The sequence below is a fragment of the Arthrobacter sp. NEB 688 genome (genome assembly GCF_013201035.1).
Taxonomy (GTDB): Bacteria; Actinomycetota; Actinomycetes; order Actinomycetales; family Dermatophilaceae; genus Phycicoccus.
The window spans coordinates 916,665-933,415 of sequence record NZ_CP053707.1 but is presented as its reverse complement, the minus strand read 5'-3'; the positions used below and the strand labels follow the sequence as shown (position 1 = coordinate 933,415).

The 16,751-nt window shown below is 72.7% G+C and carries 14 protein-coding genes; 12 read left to right on the top strand and 2 right to left on the bottom strand.

Features of this window, described 5'->3' with window-relative positions; all coding sequences use genetic code 11:
• Positions 1-33 precede the first annotated feature (33 nt).
• The 12 genes from HL663_RS04440 (at position 34) to HL663_RS04385 (ending at position 13,410) form a co-directional block, all read left to right on the top strand.
• A complete protein-coding gene (locus tag HL663_RS04440; protein ID WP_173027236.1) occupies positions 34-816 on the top strand; it encodes an S-methyl-5'-thioinosine phosphorylase in 783 nt (260 codons plus the stop codon).
• Entirely contained in the window at positions 813-2,153 is a 1,341-nt protein-coding gene (locus HL663_RS04435; RefSeq protein WP_173027235.1) for an amidohydrolase family protein, read from the top strand. Before HL663_RS04440 ends, HL663_RS04435 begins: the two co-directional genes overlap by 4 nt.
• Complete coding sequence (locus HL663_RS04430; RefSeq protein WP_286175927.1) at positions 2,150-2,650, top strand: cupin domain-containing protein; 501 nt, start codon at positions 2,150-2,152, stop codon at positions 2,648-2,650. Before HL663_RS04435 ends, HL663_RS04430 begins: the two co-directional genes overlap by 4 nt.
• On the top strand, positions 2,647-3,399 hold the full coding sequence (locus HL663_RS04425) for an SDR family NAD(P)-dependent oxidoreductase (protein WP_173027234.1): 753 nt from the start codon (positions 2,647-2,649) through the stop codon (positions 3,397-3,399). The genes HL663_RS04430 and HL663_RS04425 overlap by 4 nt, the downstream gene beginning before the upstream one ends.
• A 112-nt stretch (positions 3,400-3,511) precedes the next feature.
• Complete coding sequence (locus HL663_RS04420; RefSeq protein ID WP_173027233.1) at positions 3,512-4,600, top strand: BMP family ABC transporter substrate-binding protein; 1,089 nt, start codon at positions 3,512-3,514, stop codon at positions 4,598-4,600.
• A gap of 206 nt (positions 4,601-4,806) precedes the next feature.
• Positions 4,807-5,967, top strand: a complete 1,161-nt coding sequence (locus HL663_RS04415) for an ABC transporter permease (RefSeq protein ID WP_173027232.1) — start codon at positions 4,807-4,809, stop codon at positions 5,965-5,967.
• 2 nt (positions 5,968-5,969) lie between these two features.
• Positions 5,970-7,007 carry an ABC transporter permease gene (locus HL663_RS04410; RefSeq protein WP_173027231.1) on the top strand — a complete coding sequence of 346 codons (1,038 nt, stop codon included), beginning with the start codon at positions 5,970-5,972 and terminating at the stop codon, positions 7,005-7,007.
• Positions 7,007-8,656: an ABC transporter ATP-binding protein gene (locus HL663_RS04405; RefSeq protein ID WP_173027230.1), complete on the top strand. Its 1,650-nt coding sequence runs from the start codon at positions 7,007-7,009 to the stop codon at positions 8,654-8,656. The genes HL663_RS04410 and HL663_RS04405 overlap by 1 nt, the downstream gene beginning before the upstream one ends.
• Before the next feature lie 823 nt (positions 8,657-9,479).
• Entirely contained in the window at positions 9,480-10,634 is a 1,155-nt protein-coding gene (locus HL663_RS04400) for a ferredoxin reductase (RefSeq protein WP_286175926.1), read from the top strand.
• A gap of 43 nt (positions 10,635-10,677) precedes the next feature.
• Positions 10,678-11,973 (top strand): fatty acid desaturase family protein, encoded by a 1,296-nt coding sequence (locus tag HL663_RS04395; RefSeq protein WP_173027229.1) that lies wholly within the window; start codon positions 10,678-10,680, stop codon positions 11,971-11,973.
• 171 nt (positions 11,974-12,144) lie between these two features.
• Positions 12,145-12,630, top strand: a complete 486-nt coding sequence (locus tag HL663_RS04390) for a CAP domain-containing protein (protein WP_173027228.1) — start codon at positions 12,145-12,147, stop codon at positions 12,628-12,630.
• Positions 12,631-12,660: 30 nt separating this feature from the next.
• Entirely contained in the window at positions 12,661-13,410 is a 750-nt protein-coding gene (locus HL663_RS04385) for a sulfite exporter TauE/SafE family protein (protein ID WP_286175924.1), read from the top strand.
• 21 nt (positions 13,411-13,431) lie between these two features.
• On the opposite strand, the gene HL663_RS04380 is transcribed toward HL663_RS04385, so the two are convergent.
• Positions 13,432-14,853 carry a L,D-transpeptidase family protein gene (locus HL663_RS04380; RefSeq protein ID WP_173027227.1) on the bottom strand — a complete coding sequence of 474 codons (1,422 nt, stop codon included), beginning with the start codon at positions 14,851-14,853 and terminating at the stop codon, positions 13,432-13,434.
• 326 nt (positions 14,854-15,179) lie between these two features.
• Positions 15,180-16,685, bottom strand: coding sequence for a CoA-acylating methylmalonate-semialdehyde dehydrogenase (locus HL663_RS04375; protein WP_173027226.1), 1,506 nt, complete (start codon positions 16,683-16,685; stop codon positions 15,180-15,182).
• Positions 16,686-16,751: the final 66 nt, after the last annotated feature.

Genomic DNA, 16,751 nt, shown 5'->3' with positions numbered 1-16,751 from the left:
CCGGTCGGTGACCGGGCGGTAGCGTTCGGGAGCATGAGCCGCCCGCCCCTCGCCGTCGTCGCCGGGACCGGCTTCTACGACCTCGAGGCCCTGGAGCACCGCACCGACGAGACGGTCGACACCCGGTGGGGCCCGGCCCGCGTCACCCGCGGCCGCTGGCACGGCCTGCCGGTGCTCTTCCTCACCCGGCACGGCCCCGGTCACTCGGTGCCGCCGCACCTCGTCAACTACCGCGCGAACATCCGCGCGCTCGCCGACCTCGGCGTTCAGGACGTCGTCGCGGTCAACGTCACCGGCTCGATCGACCCGGCCCTGGCGCCCGGCGACCTCGTCTGCCTCGACGACTTCCTCGACCTGACCAAGCAGCGCCCGCTCACCTTCTTCGACGGCTCCGGCCCCGAGGGCGTGGTCCACGTCGACGTCTCGGCGCCCTACCACCCGGCGCTGCGCCGCGAGCTGCTCGACGCGGCCGCCGCCGTCGGCCGGCCGATGCGCGACGGCGGGGTCTACGCCGCGTTCGAGGGGCCGCGCTTCGAGACCGCCGCGGAGATCCGGCTGGCCCGCCTCGCCGGCGGCGACGTCGCCGGGATGACCGGGGTCCCCGAGGTCACCCTCGCCCGCGAGGCCGGGCTGCGCTACGCCGCGGTCTCGCTCGTCGTCAACCCCGCGACCGGGGTCGGCGACGCCGCCGAGCCCATCACGATGGACGAGATCGACGCCGTGCTGGCCCGCAGCCGCGACGCCGTCCTCGCGGTGCTCGACGAGCTCGTCCGCACCCGCGCCACCACCACCGACCCCGAGGAGGACGCCGGATGAGCCGGCTGGTCATCGACGGCGCCGCGTACGTCGTCACGGTCGACGAGGCCGACACCGTCCTGCGCGACACGACCGTCGTCGTCGAGGACGGCACGATCACCGAGGTGCGGCCCGCGGCCGACGGCCCGGTCGACGGCGACGAGGTCCTCGACGCCCGCGGCCGGCTGCTGCTGCCCGGCCTGGTCAACCTCCACACCCACCTGCCGATGACCCTCCTGCGCGGGCTCGCCGAGGACGTCGACCTCCAGGGATTCCTCACCCGGGTGTGGGCGGCCGAGGGTGCGGTGATGGACCCGCCGACCGTCGAGCTCGGCGCCACCCTCGGGGCGCTCGAGTCGCTGCTCGGCGGCTGCACGACCCAGCTCGACATGTACTTCCACCACGAGGCGGCGCACCGCGGCGCGGTGGCCGCGGGCAGCCGGCACGTCATCGGGCCGGTGTTCATGGCAGGGCCCGGCCCCGACGGCCTCGCGTGGGAGGAGCGCATCGCCCTGATGCGCGCCTGGCCCGAGGCGATGGCGGCGCTCGGCGGCCCGGCGGTGCCCGTCTCGGCGATGCCGCACGCGACGTACACCTGCTCCCCCGAGGACCTGGCCGAGGTCGTCGCGACGCTGCGCGAGGTGCGTGGCGAGGGGCCCGCGCTGCTGACGACCCACGTCTCCGAGAACGCGGCCGAGAACGACGACGTCGCGGCCCGCTACGGCGCGACCCCGACCGAGGTCCTCGACGGCGCCGGCTGGCTCGAGGGCGACCTGCCGCTCGTCGTCGGCCACGGCGTGCACCTCTCCGCCACCGACCGCGAGCGCCTGGCGGCCGCGGGCGCCGCCGTCGCCCACTGCGCCGGCTCGAACCAGAAGCTGGCGAGCGGCGCGCTGCCGTGGGAGACGGTGCGCGCGAGCGGGGTCCGCCTCGGCATCGGCACCGACGGCTGCTCGAGCTCGAACGACCTCGACATGTGGCAGGCGATGCGCCAGGCGGCGCTGCTGGCGCGCCTGACGAGCGGCCGGCCCGACGTCGCGAGCGCCCACGAGGTGCTCCGCGCGGCGACCGTCGAGGGGGCGCGGGCCCTCGGCCTCGGCGACGTCCTCGGCTCGGTCGAGGTCGGCAAGCGGGCCGACCTGGTCCTGCTCGACCTCGAGAAGCCGCACCTGACGCCCGTCCACGACGTCCATGCGCTCCTCGTCTTCGCCGCCGGCCGCGCCGACGTGACCGACGTCGTCGTCGACGGCGAGGTCGTCGTCCGCGACGGGCGCAGCACCCGGGTCGACACCCCGGCGCTGCTCGCCCGCGCCCGCGAGGTGGGCGCCACCGCCCGGGCGGCGGCCGAGGCGTCGTGAGCGCGGTGCCGGGCATCCCCCAGGTCGACCCGCCGGACGAGAGCGCCGAGGAGGTCGTCGAGCGGCTCGGCATGGTCCCGATCCCCGAGGAGGGCGCCTGGTACGTCGCCGGGCCCCGGACCCAGGGCCTCAACGCGATCACCGTGCTGCTCACCAACCGGCCCGACGGCTTCTCGGCGATGCACCGCCTCGCCGTCGACGAGGGCTGGCAGTGGCTCGGCGGTGCGCCCGCCGCCCTCCTGCGGCTGCGCCCGGGCGGCTCCGGCGTCCTCAACTACGTCGGCGGCGAGCACTCGCAGGTCCTCGTGCGCCGGGGCACCTGGATGGGCGCGACGACCCTCGGCTGGTGGACCCTCCTCTCGTGCTGGTGCGCCCCGGCGTTCCGGCCCGAGCACTTCGAGCTCGGCCGGCGCGACGACCTCGTCGCGCAGTACCCCCGCTTCGGCGAGGAGATCCGCACCCTGACCCGCGAGCAGCCGGTCGGACGGATGCGGTGACCGCGCTCGTCACCGGCGCGAGCGGTGGTCTCGGCGCGGCCGTGGCCGTCGCCCTGGCGGCCGCCGGCCACGACGTCGCGGTGCACTACCGGGGTGACGCGGACGGCGCGCAGCGGGTGCTCGACGAGGTCGAGGGCTCGGGCCGGCGGGCGCTGGCCCTGCACGCCGACCTCGACGTCGAGGCCGCCGACGCGCTCGACGCCACCTGCGCCGACCTGCTCGAGCGCTGCGCGGACGGTCTCGGCGTCCCGGACGTCGTCGTCCTCAACGCCTTCCCGCAGCACCACGTCGCCTGGGACGACCTCGACGCCGCCGCCTGGGACGCCTACCACCGCGCCGGCCTGCGTCCCACCGCCGTCCTCCTGCGGCAGGCCGCCGCCCGGATGCCCGACGGCGGGGCGGTCGTCGCCGTCGGCTCGATCGAGGGCCTGCGGGCGATGCCGACGCACACCCCCTACGCCGTCGCCAAGGCCGCGCTGCACCACCTCGTCGGGGCCGCGGCGCACGAGCTGGGGCCGCGCGGGGTGCGCGTCGTCGGCGTCGCCCCGGGCCTCGTCGAGCGCGAGGGCCTCGCCGACGCCTGGCCCGAGGGCGTCGCCCGGTGGGGTGCGGCGTCGGCGCTCGGGCGGCCCGTGACCCCCGCCGAGGTCGCCTCGACGATCGCGTTCCTCGCCTCGGGAGCCGCCTCCGGCATCACCGGCACCACCGTCACCGTCGACGCCGGGTGGTCGGCCGCGCCCGGGTGGTGAGGTCGGGGTCCCTCTGGTAACGACCCCGCAACGAAGCCCGGCGTCGTGCGGCGGGAGGCGTTTCTGGCCGTAGCATCTGCTCGTCTGAACAGCCCTCCCGAGGAGATCCTCCATGAAGTCTTCGCGTTACCTCGTCGCGGTCCCCGCGGCGCTCGCCCTGGCCCTCGCGGGCTGTGGCGGCAGCACCGGCACCTCCGGGTCCGGCAGCTCGGCCTCCGGCTCGGCCGCGGCCGGCGCCCCGACCGACGACTCGAACTGCGCGAGCGCCGACGTGTTCTGCATCGGCCTGGTCACCGACACCGGCAAGGTCGACGACAAGTCGTTCAACCAGTCGGCGCACGAGGGCGCGAAGGCCGCCCAGGCCGAGACCCAGGGCTTCTACAAGTACATCGAGACCCAGGACGCCAAGGACTACGCGGCGAACATGTCGCAGTTCACCAACAAGAAGTACGACGTCGTCGTCACGGTGGGCTTCCTCATGACCGACGCCACGGTTGCCGCGGCCAAGGCCTCCCCCGACACCAAGTTCATCGGTGTCGACCAGGGCTACCCCGAGGGCACGACCGAGAAGAATCTCACCGGGCTCGTCTTCCCCGAGGACCAGGCCGGCTACGGCGCGGGCTACCTCGCGGGCCTCATGACCAAGACCAACAAGCTCGGCCAGGTCCTCGGCCTCGAGATCCCGCCGGTCCAGAAGTACGCCAAGGGCTTCGAGGCGGGCGCCAAGGCCGCCAACCCCTCGGTCTCCGTCACCACCGTGTACCACCCCGCCGGCGACAACGCGTTCAACGACCCGGTATGGGGCGGCGGCGAGGCCCGCAAGATGCTCGCGCAGAACGCGGACATCATCTTCGGCGCCGGCGGCAACACCGGCAACGGCGCCCTCCAGGAGGTCGCGAAGGCCTCCGGTGCGGGTACCGACAAGTTCTGCATCGGTGTCGACACCGACCAGTGGGACACCGTCCCGGCCGCGCAGCCGTGCCTCATCACCTCGGCCGAGAAGCTCATCTCCAAGGGCGTCACCGACACCATCAAGACGGCCAAGGACGGCGAGTTCTCCGGTATCCAGACCCTCGGCCAGGCGGGCCTGTCGTCGTTCCACGACTTCGACGCCACCATCCCCGAGGACGTCAAGACCAAGGTCGCCGACATCGTCAAGCAGATGGAGGCCGGCACGCTGCAGACCGGCGTCACCCTCTGACCGACGCGGTCACCGGTCAGCCCCGCTGACCACCCGCCCGAGGGGGCGGGCATCCCGACCCGGATGCCCGCCCCCTCGGCACGTCCGCCGCCGAGCCCGCCCTCGGCAGAACCTGCCCAGAGCGCGCCGCAGCGTCGGGCACCCCCGCACTTCCGCCCGCCGGGCCCTCGGGCCAGACTGTGGGCACCCCGAGTCATTGGAGACCCATGTCCGACACCCGCACGGCGGAGAGCACCCCGCCGCCGCCCGCCGAGGATCCGCAGCAGCGCGACCGGGGCGGGGCTCTCGCGTTCCTCGTCAGCCACCAGAGCGGCGTCGTCATCGTCGTCGCCCTCGTCATCTCGCTCCTCGTGGGCGCGGCGCTCATCCGCTACCAGGGGGTCGACCCCTTCTACGCGTACACGACGCTGTTCAAGGAGGCGTTCCAGAACGACGCGTACACGCGCACCCTCCAGAAGACGGCGCCGCTCGTCCTCACCGGCCTCGCGGTGGTGCTCCCGCTGCGCGTCGGCCTGTTCAACATCGGCGGCCAGGGGCAGTTCGCCACCGGCGCGATCGCCGGCGCGTGGGTCGCCTACGCCGCGGGCGGCGCGGGCTGGCTCGGCGCACTCCTCGGGATGCTCGCGGGTCTCGCGACCGGCGCCCTCGTCGGCGTCCTCGTCGGTGTCCTCAAGTCCTGGCGCGGGGTGCACGAGGTCATCTCGACCATCATGCTCAACTACATCGTCGCGGGCGTCACCTTCTGGCTCGTCGTCGGCCCGCTCCAGGCCGAGTCCTCGAAGACCAGCGGCATCCCGCAGACCGAGGCGATCCCCGAGTCCAGCCAGCTCGGCGCCGTCGGCGGCGTCCCGATCGGGTTCCTCGTCGCCGTCGTCCTCGCGGTCGCCTGCTGGTGGATGCTCACCCGCACCACCCTGGGCTTCAAGCTCAACACGGTCGGCGCCAACAAGAGCGCCGCCGGCTACGCGGGCATCTCGATCTCGACGATCACCGTCCTCTCGCTCGCGCTCGGCGCGGGCCTGGCCGGTCTCGGCGGCGCGCTCGAGGCCGAGGGCACCCTCTTCCGCTTCGAGCCGGCCATCGTCGGCACGCTCGGCTTCGACGGCATCACCATCGCCCTGCTCGCCCGGGCCAACCCGCTCGCCACGATCCCGGCGGCCTTCCTCGTCGGCATCCTGCGCACCGGCGCCGCCGGCCTGCAGTTCGCGACCCAGACGCCCGACCTCCCGAGCGGGATCACGCCCGAGATCGTCGACGTCCTGCTCGCCGTCATCCTCCTCATGGTGTCGATCCCCGTCCTCGGCAAGTGGCTCTTCCGCAGCCGCGCCGCCAAGGTGAGCGTCGCCTCGACGAGCTGGGGGAGCTGACCATGGCCTGGGTGCAGAAGAACCGCACGACGCTGGCCATCGCCGTCGCCGTCCTCGTCGCCTCGTACGTCTTCTACTACGCGAAGAACGACATCGCGCCGTCGATGTTCGGCGCCGCGTGGGGCTACGCCATCCCGCTCGTGCTCGCCGCCCTCGTCGGCGTCATCGGCGAGCGCTCCGGCGTCGTCAACATCGGCATCGAGGGGCAGATGCTCCTCGCCGCGTTCGCCGGCTTCTTCGGGGCCGCCTACAGCGGCTCGATCATCGTCGGGATCCTCGCGGGCATCGGCACCGGCCTCATCGCCGGCGGGTTCCTCGCGTGGACGACCGTGCGCTGGCGGATGGACCAGATCATCGCCGGCGTCGTGCTCAACATCATCGCCACCGGCATCACGTCCTTCTACCTCAAGTCGGGCCAGACCCTGCCGGGCGTCATCCCCAACGTCGACATCCCGCTCCTCAAGGAGATCCCGCTCATCGGCGAGACCTTCTTCGCCGGCCGCAGCGCCATCGCGCTCGTCGCCATCGTCGCGGTCGTCGTCGTCCACCTCGCGCTGTTCCACACCCGCTGGGGCCTGCGCACCCGCGCCGTCGGCGAGTACCCGTCGGCCGCCGACACCGCCGGCATCAACGTCGAGCGGCTGCGGATCGTCAACGTCACGCTCGCGGGCTCGCTCGCCGGCCTCGCCGGGGTCTACCTGTCGATGGACGCCTCGAGCTCCTTCGAGCGCGGCATCACCGCCGGGCGCGGCTTCCTCGCCCTCGCGATCATGATCATGGGCGCGTGGCGGCCGCTGCGGGCCTTCGTCATGGCCCTGTTCTTCGGCTTCGTCAACGCGATCGCCAGCCAGCTGCAGCAGTCCGGCCTCGGCCAGGGCGAGGGCACGGGGTTCTTCCACGGCATCGTCGGCGCCATCACCGCGCCGCAGATCCTCGGCACCCTCCCCTACGTCGCGACGCTCGTCGTCCTGGCGCTGGCCGCGGGCCGGGTCCGCGGGCCGGCCGCGGCCGGGCAGCCCTACGTCAAGAAGGACCAGTGATGAGCGACCCCACGCCCACCGAGGGCACCCCGCAGCCGGTCGGGCACGACACCTCGACCGAGCACCTGGCCGCCATCGTCACCAACGAGGAGATCCTCGCGCTGCCGCCGGAGCAGTCCGGCTTCGGCGAGGGCAACGTCGGCGAGGTCCTCCTCGACATCGAGGGGCTCTCGAAGTCGTTCGGGTCGGTGCGGGCCAACCGCGACATCAGCCTGCGCGTGCGCCGCGGCGAGATCGTCGCGCTGCTCGGCGAGAACGGCGCCGGCAAGTCGACGCTCGTCAACCAGATCTTCGGCCTCATCACGCCGGACACCGGCACGGTCGCGGTCAAGGGCGACACGACGCCGATCAAGGACCCGAAGGACGCCATCGCGCGCGGCATCGGGATGGTCCACCAGCACTTCCAGCTCGTGCCCGTCATGACGGTCGCCGAGAACATGGTGCTCGGCCACGAGACGACCCGCGGCGGCGGTGTGCTCGACCTCGAGGCGGCCCGCCGGCTCGTGCGCGAGCTCTCGGAGCGGCACGGCCTCGCGGTCGACCCCGACTCCGCGGTCGAGGACCTGCCGGTCGGCACCCAGCAGCGCGTCGAGATCCTCAAGGCGCTCTCGCGCAAGGTCGACCTCCTCATCCTCGACGAGCCGACCGCCGTGCTCACGCCGCAGGAGACCGACGAGCTGCTCGGCGTCATGAAGGAGCTCGCCGACTCCGGCACCTCGATCGTCTTCATCACGCACAAGCTGCGCGAGGTGCTCGCCGTCGCCGACCGCGTCTACGTCCTGCGCCAGGGCCAGGTCGTCGGCGAGGTCGCGACGAAGGAGACCGACGCCCGCGGCCTCGCGACGATGATGGTCGGCCGCGAGGTCGTCCTGTCCATCGACAAGGCGAAGGCCACCCCCGGCGAGACCGTGCTCGAGGTCGAGGACCTCCACGTGCGCGACGACCGCGGGCTGGGCGCCGTCAACGGCTTCAGCCTGACGGTGCGCTCCGGCGAGATCGTCGGCGTCGCCGGCGTCGAGGGCAACGGCCAGCGCGAGCTCGTCGAGGCCCTCGCCGGGATGCGCAAGGTCGTCTCCGGCCGGATGGCGCTCGGCTCGCTCGACCTCACGAAGGCCAACCCGCACCAGACGCACCACGCCGGCATCGGCCACGTGCCCGAGGACCGCGAGAAGCACGGCATCGTGGGGTCGTACTCCATCGCCGACAACCTCGTCCTCAACGAGTTCGACCAGGCGCCCTACGCCAAGGGCGGGGTGCGCCAGTTCGACGCGGTGCGCGAGAACGCCGAGAAGCTGCGCGAGGAGTTCGACATCCGCTCCAGCGGGGTCGGGCAGAGCGCCGGGTCGCTCTCGGGCGGCAACAAGCAGAAGGTCGTCGTCGCGCGCGAGATGTCCTTCGAGCCGAAGCTGCTCATGGCGGCGCAGCCCACCCGCGGCGTGGACGTCGGCTCGATCGAGTTCATCCACCGGCGGATCGTCGAGGCCCGCGACGCCGGGGCCGCGGTGCTCCTCGTCTCGGCCGAGCTCGACGAGATCCTCTCCCTCTCGGACCGGATCGCCGTCGTCCACGGCGGCACGGTCGTCGCCGAGATGGACGCCGCGGACGCGGACCGGACGGAGATCGGCCGCCTCATGGCCGGCGACCACTGACCCGCGACCCCCGTGCACCACGACCCCCGTCGGCCCCGGCCGGCGGGGGTCGCCCCATCCCGGCCGGCGGAGGCAGCCGCATCCGGCCCGGGTCGAGGTGAAACCCGACCGCGAGAGGGTCCCCTTTCACCTCGACCCGCAGCACGCCCCAACGGGTCGAGGTGAAACCCGACCGCGAGAGGGTCCCCTTTCACCTCGACCGGACACATCCCGACTGATTGCTAGTTCCACCGCTCGACGCGCCCTCCAGCAGCGTGTCGAGCGGCCGAACTCGCAACAAGTGCAGATCGGATCCGTCGGTCGAGGTATCCGGCTGCCGTCGGACGGTCCCCGACTACCTCGACCGGGGGGCTCCGCAGCGGGTCGAGGTGAAACTCGACCGCCAGGGGGTCCCGTTTCACCTCGACGCGGGGTGCTTGGCGCCAGAAGATCCGCGCCGTCACGGTGGCGACCCGGACGACGGCGTAGGACGCGGATGCATCCCCGCCACCAGCCGACATCCCCGCCATCACCGTGACGATGCGGATGCTCGCGAAGTCCATCCCGACTGATTGCGAGTTCCACCGCTCGACGCGCCCTCCAGCAGCGTGTCGAGCGGCCGAACTCGCAACAAGTGCAGATCGGATCCGTCGGTCGAGGTATCCGGCTGCCGTCGGACGGTCCCCGACTACCTCGACCGGGGGGCTCCGCAGCGGGTCGAGGTGAAACTCGACCGCCGCAAGGTCCCGTTTCACCTCGAACCCGGCGCCTCGTGGCTGATCGGTTGCTGAGAAGCAAGGCTACGGTGTCGTAACTTACGGATGCGTAGGTTACGCTTGCGTACGTGAGCATCTCCACCGACCGAGCGACCCCCCGCGGGGCCACGCGGCCGCGCCTCGGGGCGCACACCGACGGACCCCTGGGCGGCGTCGTCCGCGGCGCCCGCCGGGTGGCCGAGGCCCTCGCCACGCCGCTCGTCCCCGCCGACTACCTCGACCTCCTCGACCCGATGCGCGCCGGCGCCGACCTGCGCGGCCGCATCGTCGAGGTCCGCCCCGAGACCGACGACGCCGCCACGGTCGTCATCCGGCCCGGCCGCGGCTGGCGCGGGCACGTCCCCGGCCAGTACATCCGGATCGGCGTCGACATCGACGGCGTGCGCCACTGGCGCGCGTACAGCCTGACCCACCGCGCCGACGGCACCGCCGCGGCCGGCATCCCCGCCGGGTGCGTCGCCATCACGACCAAGGCGATCCCCGAGGGCAAGGTCAGCACCCACCTCGTGCGCCACGCCACCCCGGGCACCCTCGTGATGCTCGACCAGGCGACCGGCGACTTCACCCTCCCGACCCCGGCCCCGGCCAAGGTCCTCTTCCTCACCGCCGGCAGCGGCATCACGCCGGTCATGGGGATGCTGCGCAACCACCTCGGCGAGCTCGCCGACGTCGCGCACGTCCACTGCGCGCCGAGCGAGCGCGACGTGATCTTCCACCGCGAGCTCGCCGGGCACCACGCCGCCGGCCGGCTCGCCCTCTCGCTCAACCTCGACGACGTCCACGGCGTCCTCGACCTCGCCCGGCTCGACGGCCTCGTCCCCGACTGGCGCGAGCGCGAGACCTGGCTGTGCGGCCCGACCGCGCTGCTCGACGCCGCCGAGAAGCACTGGGCGGACGCCGGCGTCCCCGAGCGCCTCCACGTCGAGCGCTTCCGCCCGAGCGTCGTCGAGCCCGGCGAGGGCGGCACCGTCACCTTCGCCCGCAGCAGCCGCATCGTCGAGGCCGACGGCGCCACCGCCATCCTCGACGCCGGCGAGGACGCCGGCGTCCTCATGCCGAGCGGCTGCCGGATGGGCATCTGTTTCGGCTGCGTCGTGCCGATGCGCTCCGGCGCCATCCGTGACCTGCGCACCGGCGAGGTCACCGTCCACGAGTCCGACGAGCCGCTGCCGGTCCAGACGTGCGTCAACGCCGTCGCGGGCTCCTGCGAGCTCGACCTCTGACCACCCGACCGCCCTCCCGACCCCTCCACGGAAGGACCCCCTCATGACCCTCGCCCCCGAGCGCACCGCCGGCCACGGCTCCAGCAAGCCGCACGGCATCAACCCGCGCCTGCGCGTCGCCTCCGACACCCCGCGCCCGCAGCGCCCCGCCCTCAAGAAGTCCGGCCGCCCCAACCCGGCCGCGCACCTGAGCCCCGAGCAGATCGAGGGCATCGGCCACGAGCTCGACGCCCTGCGCAAGAACGTCATGGACTCGCGCGGCGAGGCGGACGCCGCCTACATCCGCAAGGTCATCAAGGTCCAGCGCTACCTCGAGATGGGCTCGCGCGCCACGCTGCTGTTCAGCAACGTCAAGGTCAAGGGCTTCCGCCCGGCCTGGTGGATCGGCACGGCCGGCCTCTCGGTCGCGAAGATCCTCGAGAACATGGAGATCGGCCACAACGTCATGCACGGCCAGTGGGACTGGATGCGTGACCCGAAGATCCACTCGATGGCGTGGGAGTGGGACAACGCCTCGCCGGCGAGCCAGTGGAAGCACAGCCACAACGAGATCCACCACACCTTCACGAACGTCCTCGGTCGCGACAACGACCTCGGCTACGGCATCCTGCGGGTCGACGAGGACCAGAAGTGGAGCCTCTTCTCGCTCTTCCAGCCGATCTGGCACGTGGGCAACGCGCTGCTCTTCGAGTACTCCATCGCGGCGTACGACCTCGAGCTCGGCGCCTACCTCGCGAAGAAGCACCGCCTGAGCGACGAGGACAAGGCCGAGTTCCGCAAGAACCGCGACGAGGTCCTCGCGAAGATCCGCCGCCAGGCGACCAAGGACTACCTCGTCCACCCGGCCCTGTCGGCCGCCACCGGCTCGGCGCGCACGACGCTCACCGCCAACGTCGTCGCCAACCTCGTGCGCAACGTCTGGACGAACACCGTCATCATCTGCGGGCACTTCCCGCCCGGCATCTCCACCTTCGAGAAGACCTCGATCGACGGCGAGACCCGTGGTGAGTGGTACCTGCGCCAGATGCTCGGCTCCGGCAACATCTCGGGCACCAAGGCGATGCACGTGATGACCGGCAACCTCAGCCACCAGATCGAGCACCACCTCTTCCCGGACATGCCGAGCAACCGGTACGCCGAGATCGCCCCGCAGATCCGCGACCTCATGGAGCGCCACGAGCTGCCCTACGTCACCGGCAGCCTCTGGAAGCAGGCGGCGTCGGTGTACTGGAAGGTCGTCGAGCTCTCGCTGCCGAACAAGGTCGAGGGCCGTCGTCGCCGCGACATCGTCCGCCTCGAGCTCAAGAAGGCCCAGCGCCGCCGGAAGTCCCGCCGCTGAGCAGGGCACCGCAGCACGGGTGAGGGGTCGGCCGGTCGGCCGACCCCTCACCCGTCCGTCGTGCGGCCGCCCCACCGGCCGTGGCATGGTGGCCGGGCGCCGTCACCCCTGTCCGGCGCGCCCCTCTGTCACCCAGCGCCCTCCCGGCGCGACCACCCCCGAGGTCTCGCGATGCCCCGTTCCCTGCCCGTCCGCCCCCTCCTCGCCGCCGCCCTCGCGGCCCCGCTCGCCGTCGGCGCCGTCGCCACCGCCGCACCGGCCCAGGCCGCGATGCAGCCGCTGGCCCAGGAGGTCATCACCCGCGTCAACGCCGAGCGCGCGAAGGTCGGGTGCTCGCCCCTGCGCGCGAGCGAGGCGCTGCGCAAGGCCGCCCAGGCGCACAGCTACGACATGCGGACGAAGAACTACTTCAGCCACACCTCGAAGGACGGCCGCTCGCCGTGGGACCGCATCCGGGCCACCGGGTACCAGTACGGCTCGGCCGAGAACATCGCCGCCGGCCAGCGCACCGCCAAGGCGGTCGTCGACTCGTGGATGAACAGCAGCGGCCACCGCAAGAACATCCTCAGCTGCTCGAACAAGGCGATCGGCGTCGGCGTCTCGCAGGGCAGCGGCGACTACTACATCTACTGGACGCAGGACTTCGGCAGCCGCTGATGCCGCCCGCCGCCCGGTAGCGTCCGGGCGGTGGACCTGCTCGGTGGTGGCCTCGTCGCGGCCGGCCTCATGGCCCTCGCGGCGCTCGTCATCGGCTACTCCAAGACGGCGCTCGGCGGCCTGGCGGTCGTCTCGGTCGCGATCTTCGCGTCGGTGCTGCCGGCCCGGCAGTCGACGGGCGCCATCCTCGCGGTGCTCGTCGTCGGCGACCTCGTGGCCGTCGCGCACTACCGCCGGGACGCCGACTGGTCGCTCATCCGCCGCCTGCTGCCGGCCGTCCTGCCGGGGCTCGTCCTCGGCTCGCTCTTCCTCGGGGTCGTCGACGACACGACGCTGCGGAGGAGCATCGGCGGCATCCTCCTCGTCCTCGTCCTGCTCCAGCTGTGGGTCAAGCGCCGCAGCGACGGCACGAGCACCGACGTCCACGAGCGCCGCCCGGTGGCCTGGGCGGCGGGGACGGGGGTCGGCTTCGCGACGATGACCGCCAACGCCGCCGGCGCCGTCATGACGCTCTACCTGTCGGCGTCCGGCATCGACAAGCGACGGTTCGTCGGCACGAACGCCTGGTTCTTCCTCATCGTCAACCTCGTCAAGGTGCCGTTCTCGGTCGCGCTGGGGCTGCTGCACCCGGCGGACGCGGGCCGCGCGGCCGTGCTCGCGCCGCTCGTGCTGGCCGGCGGGCTGCTCGGCTACGCGACGGTGCGCCGCATCGGGCAGGGCACGTTCGACGTGGCCGTGCTGGTCGCCTCGGCCGTGGCCGCCGCGGCGCTGCTCGTCTGAGCCGCCGCGGCACACCGCCGGTCAGTAGTGGCTGGTGACCGTGGTGCCGATCGTGGCGAAGTCGTAGACCCACTTCGCGACGGGGACCGGCAGGTTGATGCAGCCGTGCGACGCGGAGTACCCGAAGGTGTCCCGCCAGGGCGCGCCGTGGAGGGCGAAGCCGCGGTGGAAGAACGAGGACCACGGGACGTTCGGGGTCTCGTAGTCGGTGCCGTCGGCGTTGCTGCCGCGCATCGTCATGAGCGGGTTCTTGTAGTACACCTGGAACGTCCCGGTGACGGTCGGCTTCTCGGCGGAGCCGTTGACCATCGAGATCGGGCCGTAGACGACCTTCGCACCGACGTAGGCGGTCATCGTGTGCTTGCCGAGGTTGACGTCGATCCACTTCTCGCCGACCGCGGCCGGGTAGGCGAGGTGCTCGGCGCCGGGGGCGACGGTGCGCTCCTCCCACGTCGCCGGGACGGTCGTGTAGCGCAGGGCGCCGGCGTACCCCTTGTGGCTGTCGAGGGCGGCGACGACCTCGTCGGCGAGGGCGTCGGTGGCCCTGGCCGTGCGGCCGTCGACCGCCTCGGTCATGACCCGGCGGACCGAGCCGTCGGCGTCGAGGTAGCGCAGGCCCGTGACCGGCTCGCGCTTCGCGGCGCCGGCGACGGAGTCGACCCAGGCGGCGACCTTCGCGGCGTCGACCCTCGGGGTGCCGGGAACACCGTCGGTCGTCGGGATGGTCACCCACGACGCCTTGCGCGTCGTCGGTGCGGAGTGCTTCTCGTCCCCGTCGCTGATGCTCACCGAGGTGTGCGCGACCGCGTTCGCGGCGGCGGCGACCTCGCGGGCCTTCGCGGTCGTGACGGCCGGGGTGCGCTCGACGAAGTCGACGTGCGCGGTGACGGGCCGCATCGCCCGGGTCGCGCGCTCGACGACGTCCTGAAAGCTCGCGGGGTCGACGGTGCGGCCGGCGACGGCGGGGACGACGGTGAAGGACTTCTTCGAGGAGGCCAGGCGCACCTGCGCGTCGCGACCCTTCTCGCCGGCGGCGCCGACGAGGCCGGCGACGGTGCGCTGCACGGTGGCGTCGTCGGTCGTGACGACGGCCGCGACGTCGTGGCGCGAGACGAGCGAGCGGGCGTAGGAGGACCACGAGCGGTGGTCGGCGGCGAGCACGGCGTCGACGGTGGCGTCGACGTCGACCCGGTAGCCGAGGTCGGCCGGCGTGGTCGTGCGCGTGGCGTCCCCGGAGTCGACCGTGACGCGCAGGGCCTGCGCCCGCTGCCGCAAGGCCTCGGTCAGCTCGGCGCGGGTCATCCCCGCGACGTCGACGCCGCCGACGCTGCTGCCGGGCAGCGCGCGGTCCTGGTAGTGGGCGGCGTACGCGGTGCCGGCGCCCCCCAGCGCCAGCGGGACCGCCACGGCGGCGGTCAGCAGCAGGGTCCTGCGCGTGCTCATGTGTGGTCCGTCCTCGTCCCCGGAGGCGCGCGCAGAGGCCGCGCACCGCACCTCATGATGGGGCAGGTGGCGCGATCCGGCCACACGACGGCCGGAGGAGGGGCGTCACGAAGTGACAACGATGCGCCCGGCCCCGACGCGGGCTACGCCGCAGTCAGGGACGTGATGACGACACCTACTGCGGTGTAGCCGGGATCGCAGCGCGCCCGGCCCCGCCCCGGCGCGCCTCCACCTCTCGGGGGCACCCCGAGACGCGCACGAGACCCCGGCTCGGAGCCGGGGTCTCGTGGACGAACCGGGGTCTCGGCGCCCCGGGAGCCGCGTCGTCAGGCGTTCTGCGGGAAGCCCAGCTCGATGCCGCCGTGGCTCGGGTCGAGCCAGCGCGAGGTGACGACCTTGCCGCGGGTGAAGAAGTGCACGCCCTCCATGCCGTGGGCGTGGGTGTCGCCGAAGAGGCTGTTCTTCCAGCCGCCGAACGAGTAGTACGCCATCGGCACGGGGATCGGGACGTTGACCCCGACCATCCCGACCTCGACCTCGTTCTGGAAGCGCCGGGCAGCGCCGCCGTCGTTGGTGAAGATCGCGGTGCCGTTGCCGTAGGGGTTGGAGTTGATGAGCTCCAGGCCCTCGTCGTAGGTCTTGACCCGCACGACCGACAGCACCGGGCCGAAGATCTCGTCGGTGTAGACCGACATCTCGGGGGTGACGTTGTCGAAGAGCGTCGGCTTGAGGAAGTACCCCTCGCCGTCGGCGTCGACGTCGCCCTCGCGCCCGTCGATGACGAGCGTCGCGCCCGCCTCGGTGCCGGCGTCGAGGTAGGAGGTGACCTTGTCGCGGTGCTGCGCCGTGACCAGCGGGCCCATGTCGCAGCCGCGGGTGCCGTCACCGGTGACGAGCTTGCCGACCCGGTCCTGGATCTTCTGGACGAGGTCGTCGGCGATGGTGTCGACGGCGAGCAGGGCCGAGATGGCCATGCAGCGCTCGCCGGCCGAGCCGAAGCCCGCGTTGACGGCGGCGTCGGCGGCGAGGTCGAGGTCGGCGTCGGGCAGCACGAGCATGTGGTTCTTCGCGCCGCCGAGGGCCTGGACGCGCTTGCCGTGGGCGGTCCCGGTCTCGTAGACGTACTTCGCGATGGGCGTCGAGCCGACGAAGGAGACGGCCTTGACGTCGGGGTGCGTCAGCAGCGCGTCGACGGCCTCCTTGTCGCCGTGGACGACGTTGAGGACACCGTCGGGCAGGCCGGCCTCCTTCCAGAGGGCGGCGACGGCGTTGACGGCCGACGGGTCCTTCTCGGAGGGCTTGATGACGACGGCGTTGCCGCAGGCGATCGCGACGGGCACGAACCACAGCGGCACCATCGCCGGGAAGTTGAACGGGCTGATGACCGCGACGACGCCCAGGCTCTGGCGGATCGAGTAGACGTCGACCTTGGTCGAGGCGTTCTCGGTGAAGCCGCCCTTCATGAGGTGCGGGATGCCGCAGGCGAACTCGGCGACCTCGAGGCCGCGGGTCACCTCACCGACGGCGTCGGAGAGGACCTTGCCGTGCTCGGCGGTGATGAGCGCCGCGATCTCCTCCTTGCGCTCGTCGAGGAGCTGGCGGAACTTGAAGAGGACCTGGGTGCGCTTGGTGAGCGAGACGTTGCCCCACTCCTCCACCCAGGCCTGCTTGGCGGTGGCGACGACCTCGCCGACGAGGTCGCTCGACGCGAGGTCGAGGACCCCCGTCTGCGCGCCGGTGGCGGGGTTGAAGACCGGGCTGGTGCGCTCGGCCGCGCCCTCCCACGGGCGGCCGGCGACGAGGTGGGTGATGCGGGTGGGGGCAGTGCTCACGGGTATCGGTCCTTGTCCGTGTCAGTGGTGGATTCAGTGTGTCAGGTGCGCGCGCGGATGTGGAGT